We start from the raw sequence: 16,640 nt of genomic DNA, 5'->3' as shown, positions 1-16,640 counted from the left end.
TCGCTTGCCCCGGGGCATTGCCAGTTATAGGCATAGCTGAGCACGGGGATAAAGACCTTGGGGGATAAAGGCCTGTAGGCCCTCGCGCGCACGCGCAATTTGATGAGACGAGACGCATGCTGGTACTGGGCATCGAAACCTCCTGTGACGAGACGGCGGCCGCCGTGGTCCGCGACGACCGGACCATCGTGGCCCACAAGGTGCTGTCCCAGATCACCGAGCACCAGGCCTTCGGCGGCGTGGTGCCCGAGATTGCGGCGCGCAGCCACCTGGAGCATCTCGACCGCCTGATCGCCGCCACCATGGACGAGGCAGAGCTGACATTCCGCGATCTGGACGGCGTGGCCGCCACTTCCGGCCCCGGCCTGATCGGCGGCGTCCTGGTGGGCGTCATGACGGCCAAGGCTCTGGCGGCGGTCAACGACCTGCCCTTCCTGGCCGTCAACCACCTGGAGGGCCACGCCCTGACGGTGCGGCTGAGCGACGATGTGGATTTCCCCTACCTGCTGCTGCTGGTCTCGGGCGGGCACTGCCAGCTGCTGGCCGTGGACGGCGTGGGCCGCTACCAGCGCTATGGCGGCACGGTGGACGACGCCGCCGGCGAGGCCTTCGACAAGTCGGCCAAGCTGCTTGACCTGGGCTATCCGGGCGGGCCGGCCCTGGAGCAGGCGGCAAAGCAGGGGGACGCCGGCCGCTTCGCCCTGCCCCGGCCCATGAAGGGCCGTCCCGGCTGCGACTTTTCCTTTTCCGGCCTGAAGACCGCGGTGCGACAGGCGCTGTCCGAGATCGAGGTGCCAAGCCTGCAGGACCGCCGGGACCTGGCCGCCAGCTTCCAGGCCGCCGTGGCCGACATCCTGGAGGACCGCTGCCGCAATGCACTGGCGCGCTTCCGGGCCGAACGCGGACAGCCCGGCCCGCTGGTGGTCGCCGGCGGGGTCGCCGCCAACGCGGCCCTGCGCGCCCGCCTGGACCGCCTGGCCGGCGAAGTGGACACACGGCTGGTGGCGCCGCCGCTCAAGCTCTGCACCGACAATGCCGCCATGATCGCCTGGGCCGGCCTGGAGCGCCTGCGACTTGGAGACTCCGCACCGCTGGACTTTCCCGCCCGGCCGCGCTGGCCGCTGGTGGAGCTGCAGCCCCCCGGCGCGCGCCCCTATCCCGGAGCGCCCCCTGTCCCGGAGCGGCAGGATGCATAGCCAGGACGCATAAATCGAGGCGCATAGGAGGAGACCCACCATGCTGCACAACATCGCCGTTCTGGGCGCCGGCGCCTGGGGCACCGCCCTGGCCCAGATCGCCGCACTTGCCGGCGGACAGGTCACGCTCTGGGCCCGCGACGCCGAGCTGGCCGAAACGATCAACAGCCGCCAGGAGAACCCGCGCCACCTGCCCGGCATCGCGCTGAACGCGGCCGTGCGCGCCAGCAGCGACCTGGACGCTTGCCTGGACTCGGCGCAGGCCGTCCTGCTGGCCATTCCCGCCCAGGGCCTGCGCGATCTCTGCACCGCGCTGGCCGGCCGGCTGCCCGCCGACTGCCCGCTGGTGATCTGCGCCAAGGGGATCGAGCGCGACAGCGGCAAGCTGCCCAGCCAGGTGGTGGAAGAGACCCTGCCCGGCCAGCCCCTGGCCGTGCTGTCGGGCCCCAGTTTCGCGGAGGAGACCGCGCGCGGCCTGCCCACCGCCGTCACCCTGGCCTGCCGCGACCGCCTGGCCGGCAGCCGCCTGGCCGGTGCCCTGGCGGGCGGCGCCTTCCGCCCCTACCTGTCCGACGATCCCCGCGGGGCCGAGATCGGCGGCGCCTTCAAGAACGTGGTGGCCATCGCCTGCGGCATCGTCGAGGGCCGAGACCTGGGGCAGAACGCGCGCGCCGCCCTGATCACCCGGGGCCTGGCCGAGATGGCGCGCCTGGGCACGCACCTGGAGGCCCGGCGCGACACCTTCATGGGGCTGTCGGGCCTGGGCGACCTGACGCTCACCTGCACCAGCCGCGCCTCGCGCAACTATTCCCTGGGCTATGCCTTGGGCCGCGGCGACAGCCTGGAGCACGCCCTGGCCAGCAGGCGGGGCGTAACCGAGGGTGTCTACACCGCCCAGGCGGCCAGCCTGCTCTCGCGCCGCCTGGGCGTGGACCTGCCCATTGCCGGCGCCGTGGACGCCGTGGTCAACGGCGGCGCCGACCTGGACCAGACGATCCAGGCCATGCTGGCCCGCCCGCTGAAGAAGGAAACGGCCTGAATCCCACTGCCGAACGCACCTGGAGTCTTCCCCCTGCCGCAGTGCTGCTGTAGGCTTGCCGACAAAAGATAAGAGATACTAAGCGGAGACTGGCGCATGCTGTTCGCCCTGATCTGTCACGACAAAGCCAACGGCCTTGCCCTGCGCAAGGAAAAGCGGCCGGCGCACCTGTCCTATCTGGAAGGCCACGGCGACCAGCTGGTCTATGCCGGCCCCCTGATGGGCGAGGACGGGCAGACCCCGGCCGGCAGCCTGATCGTCCTGGACGTGCCCGACCGCAACGCGGCCGAGTCCTTTGCCGCCGGCGATCCCTATGCGCGCGCCGGCCTGTTCGAGAACGTCGAGATCCGCGCCACCAAGCGGGTCTTTCCCCACAACTGACCGCCCCCGCCCCGATTGCGGCCGGCCTTCGCTTTACAGCGCGCCCCTCGACGCGCACAAGAGGGAGCGGCCTGCACAAGAGGGCCGGCGGCGCCCATGGGCAGAATTGACAGGAGATCCTGAGCGCGATGGCTTACTGGCTGTTGAAGAGCGAACCCAACACCTGGTCCTGGGACGACCAGGTCCGCGAGAAGCGCACCCACTGGGACGGCGTGCGCAACTACCAGGCCTCGAACAACATGAAGGCCATGAAGGTGGGCGACCTGGCCTTCTTCTATCACTCGGTCAACGAGAAGCGCATTGTCGGCATCGTGCGCGTGGTCAAGGAATACTACCCCGACCACACCGACGAAAGCGGACGCTTCGGCATGGTGGATGTCGAGGCGGTGAAGCCTGTGGAAACCCCGGTCACCCTGCAGCAGATGAAGGAAGACCCGCGCCTGGACGGCCTGGCCCTGATCCGGCAGTCGCGCCTGTCGGTGGTGCCGGTGTCCGAGGAGCACTGGAAGGTCATCTGCGGCCTGGCCGAGACCGAGGCCTGAGCCCAGCCGCCATGGCGCCGGGGCATCTTCCCCCCTCTATCCCCCTCTGCCATCTGGACGAGCTGCCCGACGGCGGCGCGCGCGGTTTCGAGCTGCCCGGCCGGACGGACGGCCTGTCCGTCATCGTCGTCCGCCAGGGCCGGCAACTGCATGGCTATGTCAATTCCTGCCCGCACCTGGGCACGCCGCTCGAGATCTTCCCCGACAAGTTCCTGACGCGCGACGGGCGGCACCTGCTCTGCCACACCCACGGCGCACTCTTCACCCTGGACCGGGGCGCCTGCGTGGCCGGCCCCTGCAAGGGCGACCACCTGCCGCCGGTGCCCCTTGAGCTGCGCGAAGACGGCCAGGTCCTGGCGCAGCCACCGGAAGACTGGGGCTCCTGAAAACCGAGGCCCCTCAAGCTGACGTGTCCTCGGCCGGCACGCTGCGTTCGGGCGGGAAGCTGGCCGTGACCTTGGTGCCTTCGCCCAGCCGGCTGTCCAGCGCCACCTTGCCGCCGTGCATCTCCATCAACTCGCGACAGAGCGGCAGGCCCAGCCCCACGCCTTCGCTGGGGCCGCCGTCGATCTCTCGCTGCACCTGGACGAAGGGCTGGAAGACCCGGGCCGCGTCCGCTTCCGACAGGCCGATGCCGTTGTCGGACACCACCAGGTCCAGCCCGCCGTCGTCCCGCAGCCGCGCCTTCAGCACGGCTTCGCCGCCCGGATGGTTGTACTTAACGGCATTGGACAGCAGGTTGATCGCCACCTGCCGCACCCGCCGCTCGTCACAGCGCAGCAGCGGCAGGCCCGCCGGCACCTCCAGGCGCAGATCGACCTGAGCCGTTCGGGCCCGGGCCTCCAGCAGGCGCAGGCAATCCTGCAGCAGCTCGGGCAGGACCACCTTGCGCTCCACCAGTTCCATCATCCCGGCCTCGACCTTCGACAGGTCCAGGATGTCGTTCAACAGGTTCAGCAACAGGCGCCCGCTGCCGCGGATATCCTCCAGGTAGGCGCGATAGCGCGCATTGCCCAGCGAGCCGTACAGCTCGCTGAGGATCAGTTCGGCAAAGCCGATGATGGCGTTCAGCGGCGTGCGCAGCTCGTGGCTCATCCCGGCCAGGAAACGGCTCTTGGCGCGGTTGGCCTCCTCGGCGCTGCGCCGCGCCTCCATCAGGGCGGCCTCGGCGGCGCGCTCGTCGGTTATCTCGCGGACCGAGCCTTCGTAGTAGAGCGGCGCGCCGTCAGCCGCGCGCACCAGGTGGGCGTTCTCGCTCACCCAGATGCGCTCGCGGGTCCGGTGGCGATAGACCTCGGAGACAAAGTTGACGACCTCGTCGTTCTCCTCCATCAGGCGCTTGAACTCGTCGCGTCGGCCCGGCTCCACATACCACTCCTCGGCGATGTCGCCGACGGCGGCCAGCAGCTCCTCCTCGCTGTCATAGCCGTTCAGCCGCACCAGCGCCGGGTTGGCGCGCAGCTGCTGCCCCTCCAGCGAGCTGCGATAGATGCCCTCGCGCGCATGCTCGAACAGGCTGCGATAGCTGGCCTCGGCCACGCGCAGGCGCTGCATGGCTTCGATCTGCTGTGTGACGTCCTCGAAGGATCCGACGAAATAGTCTGCATCCCCGTCCTTGCCCGGCATCATGCGCGCGGCCTGGCGCACCCATCTCACGGCACCGTCGCGCCGGCGCACCTGACAGACCGTGGAGTCCATCTTTCCCCGGCTTTCCAGGGTTTTCACCATCATCTCGCGCCAGTTCGGGTCCAGGTAAAGCTGTCCGGTGGTGAAGCGGCATTCGGCGCAGAGCTGTTCGGGCGAGTCATAGCCCAGGATATCGGCCAGGGCCTGGTTCACCATCAGGAAGCGCCCGTCGCGCGAGCTGCGGTAGAGGCCGACCTGCGCCGTTTCGAAGATGGCGCGATAGCTCTCCTCCTCCAGGCCCCAGTCGCGGCCCGCTCCGCCATCATAAGCGACCCCGCCATCATAGCCAGTGCCGCCGTCCTCCTGGACTGCCGCCTCCTGGCCCGACCCTGCGCCCGGTCCTGCACCCGAGCCCTGATTGTCCGCGGACCCGCTCATCGACACCCCGATTCCCTCAGCTCTTGTGGAGGGCCATGATACATGCCTGACCCGCCTTCTGGAACATTGACGAAGACCCCCTACCTGCACTAGGTATAGCCGCCTTCCCGATGCAGCCGACGTAGCTCAGGGGTAGAGCAACTGATTCGTAATCAGTAGGTCGAGTGTTCGAATCACTCCGTCGGCACCATTTTCCTTTTATTTCAATTGGTTAATATAAATGACCTCATCCTGAGGCGCGAGCGTGAGCGAGCCTAGAAGGATCTGGGCCAGACAGTTCCGCTGGCCTTCCCCCAGCCCCAACCGCCTGTGCCAACGTGCTTCGAGGCACGACCTGACGGTCGCGCGACTCAGCATGAGGCTGGTATGTAACTAACTAAAATAAAAGAAAAACCTCAGCCTGAGGTGCGGAGCGAAGCGGAGCCTCGAAGGGCCCTACCCCGCCGCCGCTTCCGTCTTCGCTGCGGCGGCCGGCTTCACCAGCTTGCCGCCGTCCAGGTGGTGGACGACGTCGGCGACGTTGGTCCAGCTGGGGCGGTGGGAGATGGCGATGATGGTGACTTCGCCGCTGAGGTCCTTCATGGTCTGGCAGATTTCCGCCTCGGTCTTTTCATCGAGTGCGCTGGTGACCTCGTCGAGGATCAGCAGCCTGGGCTTGTGCACCAGAGCGCGGGCGATGGCGATGCGCTGGCGCTGGCCGCCCGACAACTTGCCACCTCGCTCGCCCACCTCGGTGTGAATGCCCTGGGGCATTTCCGAGACAAACTCCCACGCCCCGGCGGCCTTCAGCGCCTCGACGGCCATCTCCTCGGTCAGATCGGGTTCCATCAGGGTGATGTTGGCCAGGATGCTCTCGGTGAACAGTCCCAGATCCTGGGGCACATAGCCGATCATGCGGCGCCAGGCGACCAGATCCACTTCCTCCAGTGGCGTCTCGTCGATCAGGATCTGTCCCTTGCGGGGATAGTAGAAGCCCAGCAGCAGGTCCAGCACCGTGGATTTTCCGGCGCCTGACGGCCCTGTCAGGACGGAGAGTTGGCGCGCCGGGAACTCGAGGGACAGGTTGCGCAGCACGGGCCTGGCCTTGCCCTGGCGTTTGAGCCGCTTCTTGCTCTTAGCGCCGACGTTATCCGCGTAGTTGAAGAAAACACCATCGAAACGAACGCCCTGCTCCAGCCTGGGCGAAATTTCACCGCCGCGGTTCTCGGCCTGTTCCGCCGATTCATCCAGCATCTGGTGCAGGGTCTCATAGGCCCCCTGCAAAATGACCACCTGCTGCATCTGCTCCTGCAGCTTGTTGATGGTCTTGACCGTGCGCTGCAGGATCACGCCCATAACCAGCAACTGGGCGATGGGTGTGGCGAAAATCTCGATCAGGATATAAAAACCGCCGGCCAGGCAGACCACCAGCAATGGCTCCTGCGAGTTGGACAGCTTCTCCTTCACCATCACCTTTTTCCGCATGACTCTGCGCATCTTCGAGATCGAGGCGTTGATCAGGTTGGCGTAAGGCTCCTGCCGCTCCATGGCCTTCAGGGGCTTCATGCCCAGGAAGGCATCGGACAGGATAGCGGAAAGGGCATTGGTCTGACCGGCATCGTCGCGGCCGACGTTCTTAGCCTCCTTCACGAAGCGATGTAGAGCCACGGTGATGATGGCGCCAATGACCAGGGAGATGATCGCCAGTTTCCAGGACACGAAGAAAGCCACGATCAGATAGACGGCCGTCTGCAGGACATTCGACAGCATGTTGGCCGAAAGCTGGAAGGCACTGCCAGCGCGCAGGCAGATCATGCTGATGGTCTGGGCCAGCTTGCCCAGGGATTGGTCCGCCAGGAAGGCCCAGCGTGCATTCAACAGGTTGGACAAAAGGCGGCGGCGAAGGCTCGTGGTGATGTCGGCCACCACATAGCCGACGTAGCGCATGGCCAGCAGGTTGATCAGCGACTTGGAAGAAATCCCTGTTACGACGATCAGCAGCAGGATTTCCAGGTTCGGCTCGACCCCCAGGGCGCGAATGGCCTCAAGGATGTACTGGCTTGCCGCCGAGGGTTCCTCGTTCGCAGAGTCGCTGACCACGGCGATCAGGGGCACCAGGCCGGCGATGCCGATGCCCTGGACGATGTTGCCCAGCAACAGGCAAGCCAGGACCATCCATTTCTTGTGCCCCTCGGCCGAAAAGAAGATGCGCCAGACTGTTTTCATCAATTGCTAGGTATAGGAAAGGCTTCGGCGATGCAATCTAACAACCGGTGTGCCCCAGAAAGCCTCACATTTGAAAATAGACAAACTGTTTTCGCAGCTATGTAAGCCTATGGAGGACCAGAGTCACCCTGTAAAGGGGTTATTGAGATGAAAGCACGCACTCAACCCAACAGATTTTACATGAATACCCGGGCTTGCGTCAGAAATATAACACAGCAATATCGCCGGCGATGATGCGCCGGCTTTGTTAAACTTCCCCAACAGTAACAAATCGTAACAGCTTGTGATTGAAACAAGCTTGTGAACCACGGCGCCATGAGGTTAACTCTTGAAACAGAATGCAAGTGAATCGTGCAGGGTATGACAGAGAATATTTGGGATATCTCGGTGGTCATCCCCACCTGTGACCGGCCCTTGTGGGTACAACGTGCGTTGAGATCCGTGCGGGCGCAAACGCATGTGCCGCGCGAAATCATCGTGGTGGACAATGGCATAACGCCGGTTCCACCCGAGACCTTGCCCCAGGGCGTCACGTTGCTGCGCCTGGCACCGCGCGTCGGCGTGAGTTCCGCACGCAATGCCGGGGCGGATCGGGCCACTGGCGAATTTGTTGCATTCCTGGACGACGACGACGAGTGGGCACCGAATTACCTGGCACAGATGGCCTTGGCCTTTCAGGCAGCAGAGGCCCCATCCGACCTGCTGATCGGGCGCAAGGATGCCATAACAGAAGGTGAAGGCGTACATACCACGGAATCCTGTCTTTACAGCACCGAGGATCTGTTGTCCGAGCTGTTGGTCCACAATCCCGGTATCGGGGGCCAGAACATCGTCGTGCGCCGCGCCGCCTTCCTGGCTGTGGGCGGTTTCGATCCGGCGTTGCAGGTTTCCGAAGATCGTGCCCTGGCCATCGATTTCTTGCAGCAGGGCAAGCGCTTGTTGCCCGTCCCGCACGCCGTCGTCACGCTGCATCGCGGACGCAACGATCACCTGAGCAAAAGCCCAGCAATGCTGGAGGGCACACGGCTTTTCTATCGCAAGTACCGGCCCTTGATGGACAGACGTGCCCGGCTTCTGAATCGTTCGAAAATCCTGGGCTTGAGCGCCGCACAGAACCGTCAATGCAACTGGCTCCTGTCCAAGGTACAACGGCTCTGCTCACGTTTTCTCAAGCATCTGGCCGAGCGCGAAGAGCAGCCCCAGCCAATCCGCCAGCCAGAAGCAACGCCGGTTTTCGAAGAAGAAGGCGAGACGCTAACCACTCCCGTCCCGCAGGCGCGCCCCGCAAAAAGCCGATTGGGGAGCGGGACTTGATATGAGCGCCAGTGCCTGTGAGTTGATGAGGAAGCAGAAATATACAACGCCTGAAGATGGCAGCGGAAAGTCGCTTGCCCTTCATTGGTGTAGTCCTTTATTCTTCGCATATGGTTTGGGGGCACATTCCTGTAACTGAAGAAAATTGAATCGCTTTGCACCTGTTGCGGATTGGCCCGCACAGTTGGGGCGACTGTCGAATTTTGGGATAAACGGGTTGAGAAAAAATATTGTGGATATATCGAAACCATTTTCAGCTTCACGATCCATTCGGACGCAGAAAATCGAAGTGGGGATAGCGTGAACCAGGCCTTTTTCAGCGACAAGCGCGTTGTGGTTACCGGCGCCAGTGGCACCGTGGGCAAGAAACTGATCCAGCACCTGGTGGAGGACTATGCCGTAGGCTCGCTCATCGGCCTCGACAACAACGAATCAGAGCTGTTCTTCTGTGACCAGGACTATAGCGATCACCCCAACGTTCATTTCTTCCTGGCCGACATGCGCGATGCGGCCAAGTTGCGGACCAAGTTCGCCGAAGCGGATATCGTCTTCCATGCCGCCGCGCTGAAGCACGTGATCCTGTGCGAGCATTCCCCCTTCGATGCCGTGCAGACGAATATCCTGGGCATCCAGAACGTGATCGAGGCGGCCAAGGATTGCGACGTCCAAACGGTGATCTTCACCTCCTCTGACAAGGCTGTTAACCCCACCAACGTCATGGGGTCGTCCAAGCTGATGGGCGAGCGGCTGATCACCGCAGCCAACAGCACACGGCGCAATCACAAGCCGGTCTTTGCCTCCACGCGTTTCGGCAATGTCCTGGGCTCGCGCGGATCGGTCATTCCCATATTCCGCGAGCAGATCCGCAAGGGCGGCCCCATCACCCTGACCGACCCGGACATGACCCGCTTCATCATGAGCATCGACGAGGCCACGCGCCTGGTGATTGATTCCGCCGTCCTGGCACAGGGGGGCGAGGTTTTCGTGACCAAGATGCCGGTCATCCGCATCCAGGACCTGGCCGAGGTCATGATCCGCGAACTGGCGCCGCGCTATGGCCACCCCCCCGATGCCATCAAGATCCAGGTCATCGGCGCCAAGTCGGGCGAGAAGCTGTACGAAGAGCTGATGAATTCCGAAGAGATGCGTCGGACGGTGGAGCTGTCCAATTACTTCTCGGTCCTGCCGGCCTTCCGCTCCATCTATCAGGACATCGCTTATGACTATCCCGACGTTGTTTCCTGGGAGATCGACAATCCTTACAATTCCGCCAATGAGGCACCGCTGGACCAGGATGCGCTGCGCCGCTTCCTGTTCGACAATGACCTGATGTTCGAATCCGAGTCCGAGGCCGCATAAGGCAAAGCCAACAACTAAGAGGAGCAAGGTTTGCATATTCTGATACTCGGCGGTGACGGTTACCTGGGCTGGCCCACGGCCATGTACTTCTCGCGACAGGGGCACCAGGTGACGGTGGTCGACAACTACCTGCGCCGAAATGCCTGTACCGAACTGGACGTCGGCATGCTCTATACGGTGCCCAGCCTGCAGCAGCGCGCGCGGCTGTGGCACGAGAAGACGGGCCGCGAGATCAAGGTGGTGATTGGCGACCTTTCGGATCCTGAAGTCATGCGCAGCCTGTTCGACGGGCGCGTCACTTATGACAGGGCGGTCGACCCCTCTTTCACCGGCATCCCCGAGACGGTGATCCACTATGCCGAACAGCCGTCGGCCCCCTATTCCCTGTTGAACCACAAGGCGGCCAACCTGACGGTTTCCAACAACCTGTTGGTCACCAACAACCTGATGTTCGCGCTTAAGGACTTCGCGCGCGACACCCATGTGGTGCACATCGGCACCATGGGGGAATACGGCACCCCGAACATCGATATCGAGGAAGGCTGGCTTGAGGTTGAGCACAAGGGTCGCAAGGACACCTTCCTTTTCCCGCGGCAGGCCAGCTCGCTCTATCACACCACCAAGATTATGGACACCGACCTGATGTGGTTCGCCGTGCGCACCTGGGGCCTGCGCATCACCGACCTGATGCAGGGGCCGGTCTATGGTTTGGAAACGAACGAGACCGAGGGTGACGAGCGCCTCTATCCCATCTTCAATTACGACGAGATCTTCGGCACCATCGTGAACCGCTTCATCACCCAGGCGGTGGTGGGCTATCCCCTGACGGTCTATGGCCGCGGCGGCCAGACGCGGGGATACCTGAACATCAACGACACGCTGCAGTGTGTGGACAAGTCGGTGGAAACCCCGGCCAAGAGCGGCGAGCTACGGATCTTCAACCAGATCATGGAGACCTTCAGCGTGATGGAACTGGCCGAGATGACCCGGCGTGTGGGCGCGAAGCTGGGCTATGATGTAACCATCGAGCATCTGGAGAACCCCCGCAAGGAAGCGGAGGAGCATTATTATAACCCGACGTACCAGGGCTTGACCGGCATTGGCGTGGAACCCCATTATCTCACCGACGAGGTGATGGAGGGCATGTTCCGAGTTGTCGACCGCTATAGCGACAATATCAGGAAAGAGGTCATCTTTCGGGGAGTAAAGTGGGGAGCTTAAAAGAAATAACGATGTATAATACACAGAATAATACAATAACATTTCATTGTGGTAAGGGAGAGCTATTTGAATTATCTTTGTTTATAACCCAACATAACGTAAAATATCCTAATATTCAGAAAGCGCCCCTTCGAATAAAGTTTTACGACAATGAAGGGAACAAAATTCCAAATTCTGCTCATGTAGTTGGAAAAGATTACTATAAAAAAATAGGAGCAGTGCTTTTACCAGAAGATATATTAGAGCATTGCCCATATGAAATAATCTCCAGCTTGTTTATAATAAGCCCCCCTCCATATGCAAATATGGCAGTTATACACTTTGATAATTCAGTATTCTTAAAAAGATACTCTCTAGAAGAAATAAATTTAAATATATTTAATAATACAGCATACATAAAGAAAAAGTATAATAGAATTATTGATTTACAATATAATCTAGTAAGAAAATTAATTAAATTACATTATAAAAAAGAATATTACAAAAAGCAAAAATCTAATATGAAATATATATATAATGATATAAAGAGCAATACAAATAAACTATTGCAAAATTTTTATTTGAAAAAAAGAAACATAAATACAACATACTACAGAGTGCTCGATTTTAATTACAGTATGATTGAAGAAAATATCGATGCATTATTTCTAGGCTCAGACAGGTTATACTACCACTTGAAAGATTCAATTAGAGTTAAACCAATTAGTAAAATAGATATAGAATATCTGAAATTTTGCTCAATAAAGAATATAATAATTGAACTAAATTATATAAATCATGCCGGGAGAAATTTATTTGTAGAGGACTATATAGATAATACTGAAAATGTATATTATGAAGAAATAATTAATATACTAAAAGAACATGGTGTAAATACAATATTAATAAAATCCATCAATGGTAATGATAATAATACAAAATATTTTGATTTTAATTATAAAAGCCTTGACTATATATGTAATTATAAAAAAATCACTCCGGTAAGAGAAAGCGATTATGAAGAAGTATTCTTATATCCAAATGCATCAGATTTATTTGAATTTAATGAAAACATTGAGTTATTGGATTGCATCCCAAAAGATAATTTAATAATAACTGACAATAAATATCGTTTTTCTGAGAGTGCTTTTCATAAGTATATATCAAGCAACCAAATAATAGTAGATTGCGATGGGTATGAGCACTATAAAACTTTGCTTAAAAAAGCACAGTTTGTAATTATAACAGAATATACACTAAAGAGCAAAGGAAGTATTATTGAAATAGTAATAGATTCTATTGCAGCTGGATCATTGCCTATATATATAGGCAATGAGGAATACATAAGAGAGTTTTCTCAGTTAGTATTTTGTATACCAGAATTTTCACACTTACCTGGATATATACTTCAATTTAGAAATAATTGGTTTGTCGAAAAAGAATGGCTAAAAAGATACAGAATATTTTTTAATAACAATAAATTTGACAATCTAATTGAAAAACTAGGGGGTAAAACTAATAAAAATAGCCCTCTTGTTAGTATGATAGCTGTAACTAAAAGACCTAAAAATATAAACTATATAATTAATAATTACAGAAAACAGTTATACTTAAATAAAGAATTAATAATAATTAATAATACAAATACTTATATAGATAATACATTCTACGATGAATCAATAATAATATACAACATACAAAAAGAATTTAATATTGGCTATTGTTTAAACTATGCTATTAGAAAATCTAAAGGGGAATATTGGTTTAAAGTTGATGATGATGATTATTATGGAAAGTACTATATAAGTGATATGGTTATGGCTTATATTTATTCAGGCGCTGATGCGATAGGTAAACCTCAATATCTAACCTATTTAGAAGATACAGATATAATAATAGGTAGAAACGCAGGACAAAAATACCGAAAATTCTTAAACGAAGGGGAATACCTTTGTGGAGCTACACTCTCAGGTCGAAAGCAGTCTAATTTACCAGAGTTTTCTCATCGAACTCGAAATGGAAATGATAGTGAATGGGTTAGAAACCTGTACAATCTAGGGTATAATATTTATTTTTCAGATTTTTTAAATTTTGTGGTTCATAGAGCTAAAAATAAATCAGGTCATACGTGGAAAGAAAGTGATCAATCAATAATCCAGAAATCTAATATATCATTCGAAGATATAAGTATAAATATATTGGAGTAAATAAATGAATGGATATCAAATCGTAGGATCGTTAGCAACTTTTCCCAAAAGATTCGAGACTCTTGATAAAGTCTTAAACAGCTTACATCATCAATTTGATATTATATATTTATATATAAACGAATCACCTAAAGTTCCTAATATGATAAGTAAATACAACAATGTAATACCAATATTAGGGAAAGAAAATTATGGTGACATAAGCGCAAACGGTAAGATATTCCCATTAGATAATATAATAAAAAAATCGTATATATTTCTATTGGATGATGATTTTATTTATCCATCAGACTATACAAATAATATAGTACATTTAATTAATAAGTTCCATGGTAAAATTGGGGTTACAGTACATGGTTCTATTACTAGTCCTAATCCCTACTGGTATTATGATAGAACTACAGGATATGGATGGAAGAAGGGCCTGGAGACTCATAAGTTGGTATCATTAATTGGTTCTGGGACTTTTGCATATAGAAATGACAAATTTAAATTATCTTTTTTGGATTTTCCCAAGGAACCAATGGTTGATTTGAAAATATCACAACAAGCATACGAACAAAAAATCCCACTTGTTAGTATTAAAAGGCCTCCTTACTGGATTAATTTTTTAGGTCATGAAGGACTATGGGAAGAGTATAAAAATCAGATAACGCATCATTCGTATTATCTGAGGAGAAATAGATTATGGAATTATAGAGAAAGCATTGAATGCATACTAAAAATAATAAAAGAAATAAATGGAGCATTAGACAGAGAATTGATAGAGCATTATGAACTTGAAGAATCTATTATAAATCATTATCACAATAATAATACACATAAAGATTGGAAAATAAGTGAAAATACTTTGGAAAAAAGAGTAGAATTACTTAATATTATAAATAATGACATAAAATATATTACACATTTATAATATTAAGTAATATAGTTATTTCTTTTAAAAAATTTTTGAGAAACGCAAATAAAATAAATTGGTAAAGAGGAGCTTAAACTCTAATGAATAGTGAAGCTTTTGAAACTAGGCCAGAAATACTAGTGGATTGATTCCAACGTTTGGAACCCTCTGTTACGAGCGGCGATAATGTCGTCGGGATTGGCCTTCCATATGAAAGGTTTTGGATTGTCGGCATTGTATTCGCGTATGAAACGGTTGATGGCGGCCTGGAGGTCAACGAGGGACCGGAAGACACCATTCTTGAGCCGCCGCCTGGAAAGCTTTGCGAAGAAGCCCTCGACGGCATTGAGCCAGGAGCACGAGGTTGGCGTGAAGTGGAAGGTCCAGCGCGGATGGCGCGCGAGCCATTCCTGGACCTTGTCCTTCTTGTGTGCCGCTTAGTTGTCGAGAATGACGTGGATGACCTTGCCCGCTGGAACCTCGTGCTCGATACGGTTGAGGAAACGGATGAACTCCTGATGGCGGTGGCGCTGCATATTCTGAGCAATGACCGATCCGTCCAGCACATTGAGGGCGGCGAACAGGGTGGTCGTGCCATGGCGCTTGTCGTCATGGGTCATGGTGCCGGCATGGCCTTTCTTCATCGGCAGTCCGGGCTGTGTGCGATCCAGTGCCTGGATTTGCGACTTCTCATCGACGGACAGCACCACCGCGTGCGCCGGCGGATCAACATAAAGGCCGACAATCTCGGTGAGTTTATCGGCAAACGCCGGGTCGTTCGACAATTTGAAGCGGCGCCAGCGGTGAGGACTGAGCCCGTGGGCTTTCCAGATCGTCTGCACCGTCGAGGCGGCAACACCGCTCGTCTGTGCCATGGCGCGCAACGTCCAGTGAGTCGCCTCGTGCGGCGGCGGTTCCTGCGTCAGCCGAATGATCTCGGCAACCCGCGCCGCCGGGATCGGTGCCTTGCCGGGCGGCCGGGATCTATCGCGCAGCAAGCCCGCGACACCCGCGTGCATGAAACGCTCCTGCCAACGCCAGACACAGGTCTTGGATTTGCCGGTCTCGGCCATATGATCGCCGAGGTGCCCAGACCATCGTCACTCAGCAGCACAATACGGGCCCTCCAGACGTGTTTCTGAGGGCTCTGCGGGGCCGCAACAATGTCGCACAATCGCTGACGGTCGGCGGCGGACAATGTGAATCTAATACCATCGCGCATCCCCCAGACTCGCACTGCAAAAGAAAAATGGGAATCCCCCGTTCGGACTCTTTTGTTCCGTGCTATCCACTAGCAAACCGAGGTTCAATTCGTTATCGGAAAAGCTGAGTTAGAGGGAATGCCTGAATGGCTATTGGTGTTGAGTTATGCGGTTGCACAACGGACATGTGAGGCATGGCACCAGGATTACACTTAAGTCCGGTAGCATCCTTCTTGGGCAAGCCCTCAATGGAGGTGGCAATTGCCGCCGAGCAGGTATGCCTATTTTAGGTCCAAAAGCTAAAATTCCTCATCACAGGTAGTTCGAACTAGTAGGAAAGATCAAATGTATCTAATTTTTTCTCATGGACGAAGTGGAACAAGTGAACTTCTTAGAGCAATTAGATCTTTTAAAGTAAATATTGAATGGGAACCCTTCAAGAATCGCTCGCAGGCCTTACGTCCTAGAACTTGCAAAGAAGTTGATGCTCGTATAGCGCACATGAGTGATGGATGTGTGAAACATCTTTGGTCTCATTTACCGAATGATCTTAATGACTATATACTTAAGCATTCAGCTTTTTCTGGAAAGGTGGTGCTTTATCGTAAGGATGTCTTTTCTGCCACTATGAGTCTCTTGGTTGCCCGTCAGACAAAGCAATGGCGGTATATTAATGACGATACTCGAGCATTTAGAGTGGACCCCGAGCTTTTTGAGAAAGAAATGCAGAAGCTTGTTTCTCAACAAGACCGTTATAAGAATCATCCTGCTGCCGACCTTAAAGCCTGTCGCGTTTAATTGATTTCATATCCGGCAGCCCTGAAGAAGTTGGTGCATTCCTCCTCGGTGAAGAGGTCGCAGACATGGCCGACGGCCTGCCAGAGTTCGTCGTATGAGCGGGCGGCGGTCTTGCGGATCAGGGTTTTCAACTTTGAGAACGCCATCTCGATGGGATTGAGATCGGGGCTGTAGGGCGGCAGGAACAGGAACCAGGCACCGACATCCCGCAGTGTTTGGGCAGCCTTTGGACTTT

Annotated in this window: 14 protein-coding genes, 1 tRNA gene and 1 pseudogene; 12 read left to right on the top strand and 4 right to left on the bottom strand. The window is 55.3% G+C overall.

Annotated features, from left to right (window positions below):
• Positions 1-116 precede the first annotated feature (116 nt).
• The 5 genes from tsaD (at position 117) to BP38_RS0112435 (ending at position 3,544) form a co-directional block, all read left to right on the top strand.
• Positions 117-1,196, top strand: a complete 1,080-nt coding sequence (tsaD, locus tag BP38_RS0112455) for a tRNA (adenosine(37)-N6)-threonylcarbamoyltransferase complex transferase subunit TsaD (RefSeq protein ID WP_035725153.1) — start codon at positions 117-119, stop codon at positions 1,194-1,196.
• 40 nt (positions 1,197-1,236) lie between these two features.
• On the top strand, positions 1,237-2,235 hold the full coding sequence (locus BP38_RS0112450) for an NAD(P)H-dependent glycerol-3-phosphate dehydrogenase (protein ID WP_026987990.1): 999 nt from the start codon (positions 1,237-1,239) through the stop codon (positions 2,233-2,235).
• A gap of 96 nt (positions 2,236-2,331) precedes the next feature.
• A complete protein-coding gene (locus tag BP38_RS0112445) occupies positions 2,332-2,616 on the top strand; it encodes a YciI family protein (RefSeq protein ID WP_026987989.1) in 285 nt (94 codons plus the stop codon).
• A 128-nt stretch (positions 2,617-2,744) separates the two neighbouring features.
• Positions 2,745-3,158: an EVE domain-containing protein gene (locus BP38_RS0112440; RefSeq protein WP_026987988.1), complete on the top strand. Its 414-nt coding sequence runs from the start codon at positions 2,745-2,747 to the stop codon at positions 3,156-3,158.
• 11 nt (positions 3,159-3,169) lie between these two features.
• Positions 3,170-3,544 carry a Rieske (2Fe-2S) protein gene (locus BP38_RS0112435; protein ID WP_026987987.1) on the top strand — a complete coding sequence of 125 codons (375 nt, stop codon included), beginning with the start codon at positions 3,170-3,172 and terminating at the stop codon, positions 3,542-3,544.
• Between the two features lie 13 nt (positions 3,545-3,557).
• Here BP38_RS0112435 and BP38_RS20540 read toward each other — a convergent pair whose 3' ends face one another.
• Entirely contained in the window at positions 3,558-5,222 is a 1,665-nt protein-coding gene (locus BP38_RS20540) for a PAS domain-containing sensor histidine kinase (RefSeq protein ID WP_081816647.1), read from the bottom strand.
• A 115-nt stretch (positions 5,223-5,337) separates the two neighbouring features.
• On the opposite strand from BP38_RS20540, the gene BP38_RS0112425 reads away from it, so the two are divergent.
• Positions 5,338-5,412: transfer RNA gene (locus BP38_RS0112425), tRNA-Thr, on the top strand.
• Between the two features lie 245 nt (positions 5,413-5,657).
• Here the strand turns inward: BP38_RS0112425 and BP38_RS21870 are convergent.
• On the bottom strand, positions 5,658-7,427 hold the full coding sequence (locus BP38_RS21870; protein WP_026987986.1) for an ABC transporter ATP-binding protein: 1,770 nt from the start codon (positions 7,425-7,427) through the stop codon (positions 5,658-5,660).
• A 360-nt stretch (positions 7,428-7,787) separates the two neighbouring features.
• Between BP38_RS21870 and BP38_RS21865 the strand changes: the two genes are divergently transcribed.
• The 5 genes from BP38_RS21865 (at position 7,788) to BP38_RS22645 (ending at position 14,423) form a co-directional block, all read left to right on the top strand.
• Positions 7,788-8,741 carry a glycosyltransferase family 2 protein gene (locus BP38_RS21865; protein WP_026987985.1) on the top strand — a complete coding sequence of 318 codons (954 nt, stop codon included), beginning with the start codon at positions 7,788-7,790 and terminating at the stop codon, positions 8,739-8,741.
• A gap of 300 nt (positions 8,742-9,041) precedes the next feature.
• On the top strand, positions 9,042-10,100 hold the full coding sequence (locus BP38_RS0112410; RefSeq protein WP_026987984.1) for a polysaccharide biosynthesis protein: 1,059 nt from the start codon (positions 9,042-9,044) through the stop codon (positions 10,098-10,100).
• A gap of 30 nt (positions 10,101-10,130) precedes the next feature.
• Positions 10,131-11,321: an NAD-dependent epimerase/dehydratase family protein gene (locus BP38_RS0112405; protein WP_026987983.1), complete on the top strand. Its 1,191-nt coding sequence runs from the start codon at positions 10,131-10,133 to the stop codon at positions 11,319-11,321.
• An 11-nt stretch (positions 11,322-11,332) separates the two neighbouring features.
• The gene (locus tag BP38_RS22650; protein WP_155992425.1) at positions 11,333-13,507 is read left to right on the top strand and encodes a glycosyltransferase; all 2,175 of its coding nucleotides are present in this window, start codon (positions 11,333-11,335) and stop codon (positions 13,505-13,507) included.
• A 4-nt stretch (positions 13,508-13,511) separates the two neighbouring features.
• Positions 13,512-14,423, top strand: a complete 912-nt coding sequence (locus tag BP38_RS22645) for a hypothetical protein (RefSeq protein ID WP_155992423.1) — start codon at positions 13,512-13,514, stop codon at positions 14,421-14,423.
• A gap of 119 nt (positions 14,424-14,542) precedes the next feature.
• Here BP38_RS22645 and BP38_RS20525 read toward each other — a convergent pair.
• Positions 14,543-15,627 (bottom strand): annotated as a pseudogene (locus BP38_RS20525) (IS630 family transposase).
• A 325-nt stretch (positions 15,628-15,952) separates the two neighbouring features.
• Between BP38_RS20525 and BP38_RS22640 the strand changes: the two are divergent.
• On the top strand, positions 15,953-16,405 hold the full coding sequence (locus BP38_RS22640; protein ID WP_155992421.1) for a hypothetical protein: 453 nt from the start codon (positions 15,953-15,955) through the stop codon (positions 16,403-16,405).
• On the opposite strand, the gene BP38_RS0112395 is transcribed toward BP38_RS22640, so the two are convergent.
• The coding region (locus BP38_RS0112395; protein ID WP_026987982.1) for a transposase at positions 16,402-16,640 on the bottom strand (239 nt) is incomplete at its 5' end. The two genes, BP38_RS22640 and BP38_RS0112395, sit on opposite strands and share 4 nt — an antisense overlap.

Origin of the sequence: Fodinicurvata fenggangensis DSM 21160, assembly GCF_000686045.1 — a bacterium.
In the GTDB taxonomy this organism is placed as follows: Bacteria; Pseudomonadota; Alphaproteobacteria; order Kiloniellales; family DSM-21159; genus Fodinicurvata; species Fodinicurvata fenggangensis.
This window is presented reverse-complemented; position numbering and strand designations above follow the sequence as displayed.

Excerpts from the sequence above, each read along its gene's own strand:
- BP38_RS21870 (WP_026987986.1), bottom strand. The coding sequence starts at position 7,427 with ATGAAAACAGTCTGGCGCATCTTCTTTTCGGCCGAGGGGCACAAGAAA.
- BP38_RS21865 (WP_026987985.1), top strand. The coding sequence starts at position 7,788 with ATGACAGAGAATATTTGGGATATCTCGGTGGTCATCCCCACCTGTGAC.
- BP38_RS22650 (WP_155992425.1), top strand. The coding sequence starts at position 11,333 with ATGTATAATACACAGAATAATACAATAACATTTCATTGTGGTAAGGGA.
- BP38_RS0112435 (WP_026987987.1), top strand. The coding sequence starts at position 3,170 with ATGGCGCCGGGGCATCTTCCCCCCTCTATCCCCCTCTGCCATCTGGAC.
- BP38_RS22645 (WP_155992423.1), top strand. The coding sequence starts at position 13,512 with ATGAATGGATATCAAATCGTAGGATCGTTAGCAACTTTTCCCAAAAGA.
- BP38_RS22640 (WP_155992421.1), top strand. The coding sequence starts at position 15,953 with ATGTATCTAATTTTTTCTCATGGACGAAGTGGAACAAGTGAACTTCTT.
- BP38_RS0112450 (WP_026987990.1), top strand. The coding sequence starts at position 1,237 with ATGCTGCACAACATCGCCGTTCTGGGCGCCGGCGCCTGGGGCACCGCC.
- BP38_RS20540 (WP_081816647.1), bottom strand. The coding sequence starts at position 5,222 with ATGAGCGGGTCCGCGGACAATCAGGGCTCGGGTGCAGGACCGGGCGCA.
- BP38_RS0112445 (WP_026987989.1), top strand. The coding sequence starts at position 2,332 with ATGCTGTTCGCCCTGATCTGTCACGACAAAGCCAACGGCCTTGCCCTG.
- BP38_RS0112440 (WP_026987988.1), top strand. The coding sequence starts at position 2,745 with ATGGCTTACTGGCTGTTGAAGAGCGAACCCAACACCTGGTCCTGGGAC.
- tsaD (WP_035725153.1), top strand. The coding sequence starts at position 117 with ATGCTGGTACTGGGCATCGAAACCTCCTGTGACGAGACGGCGGCCGCC.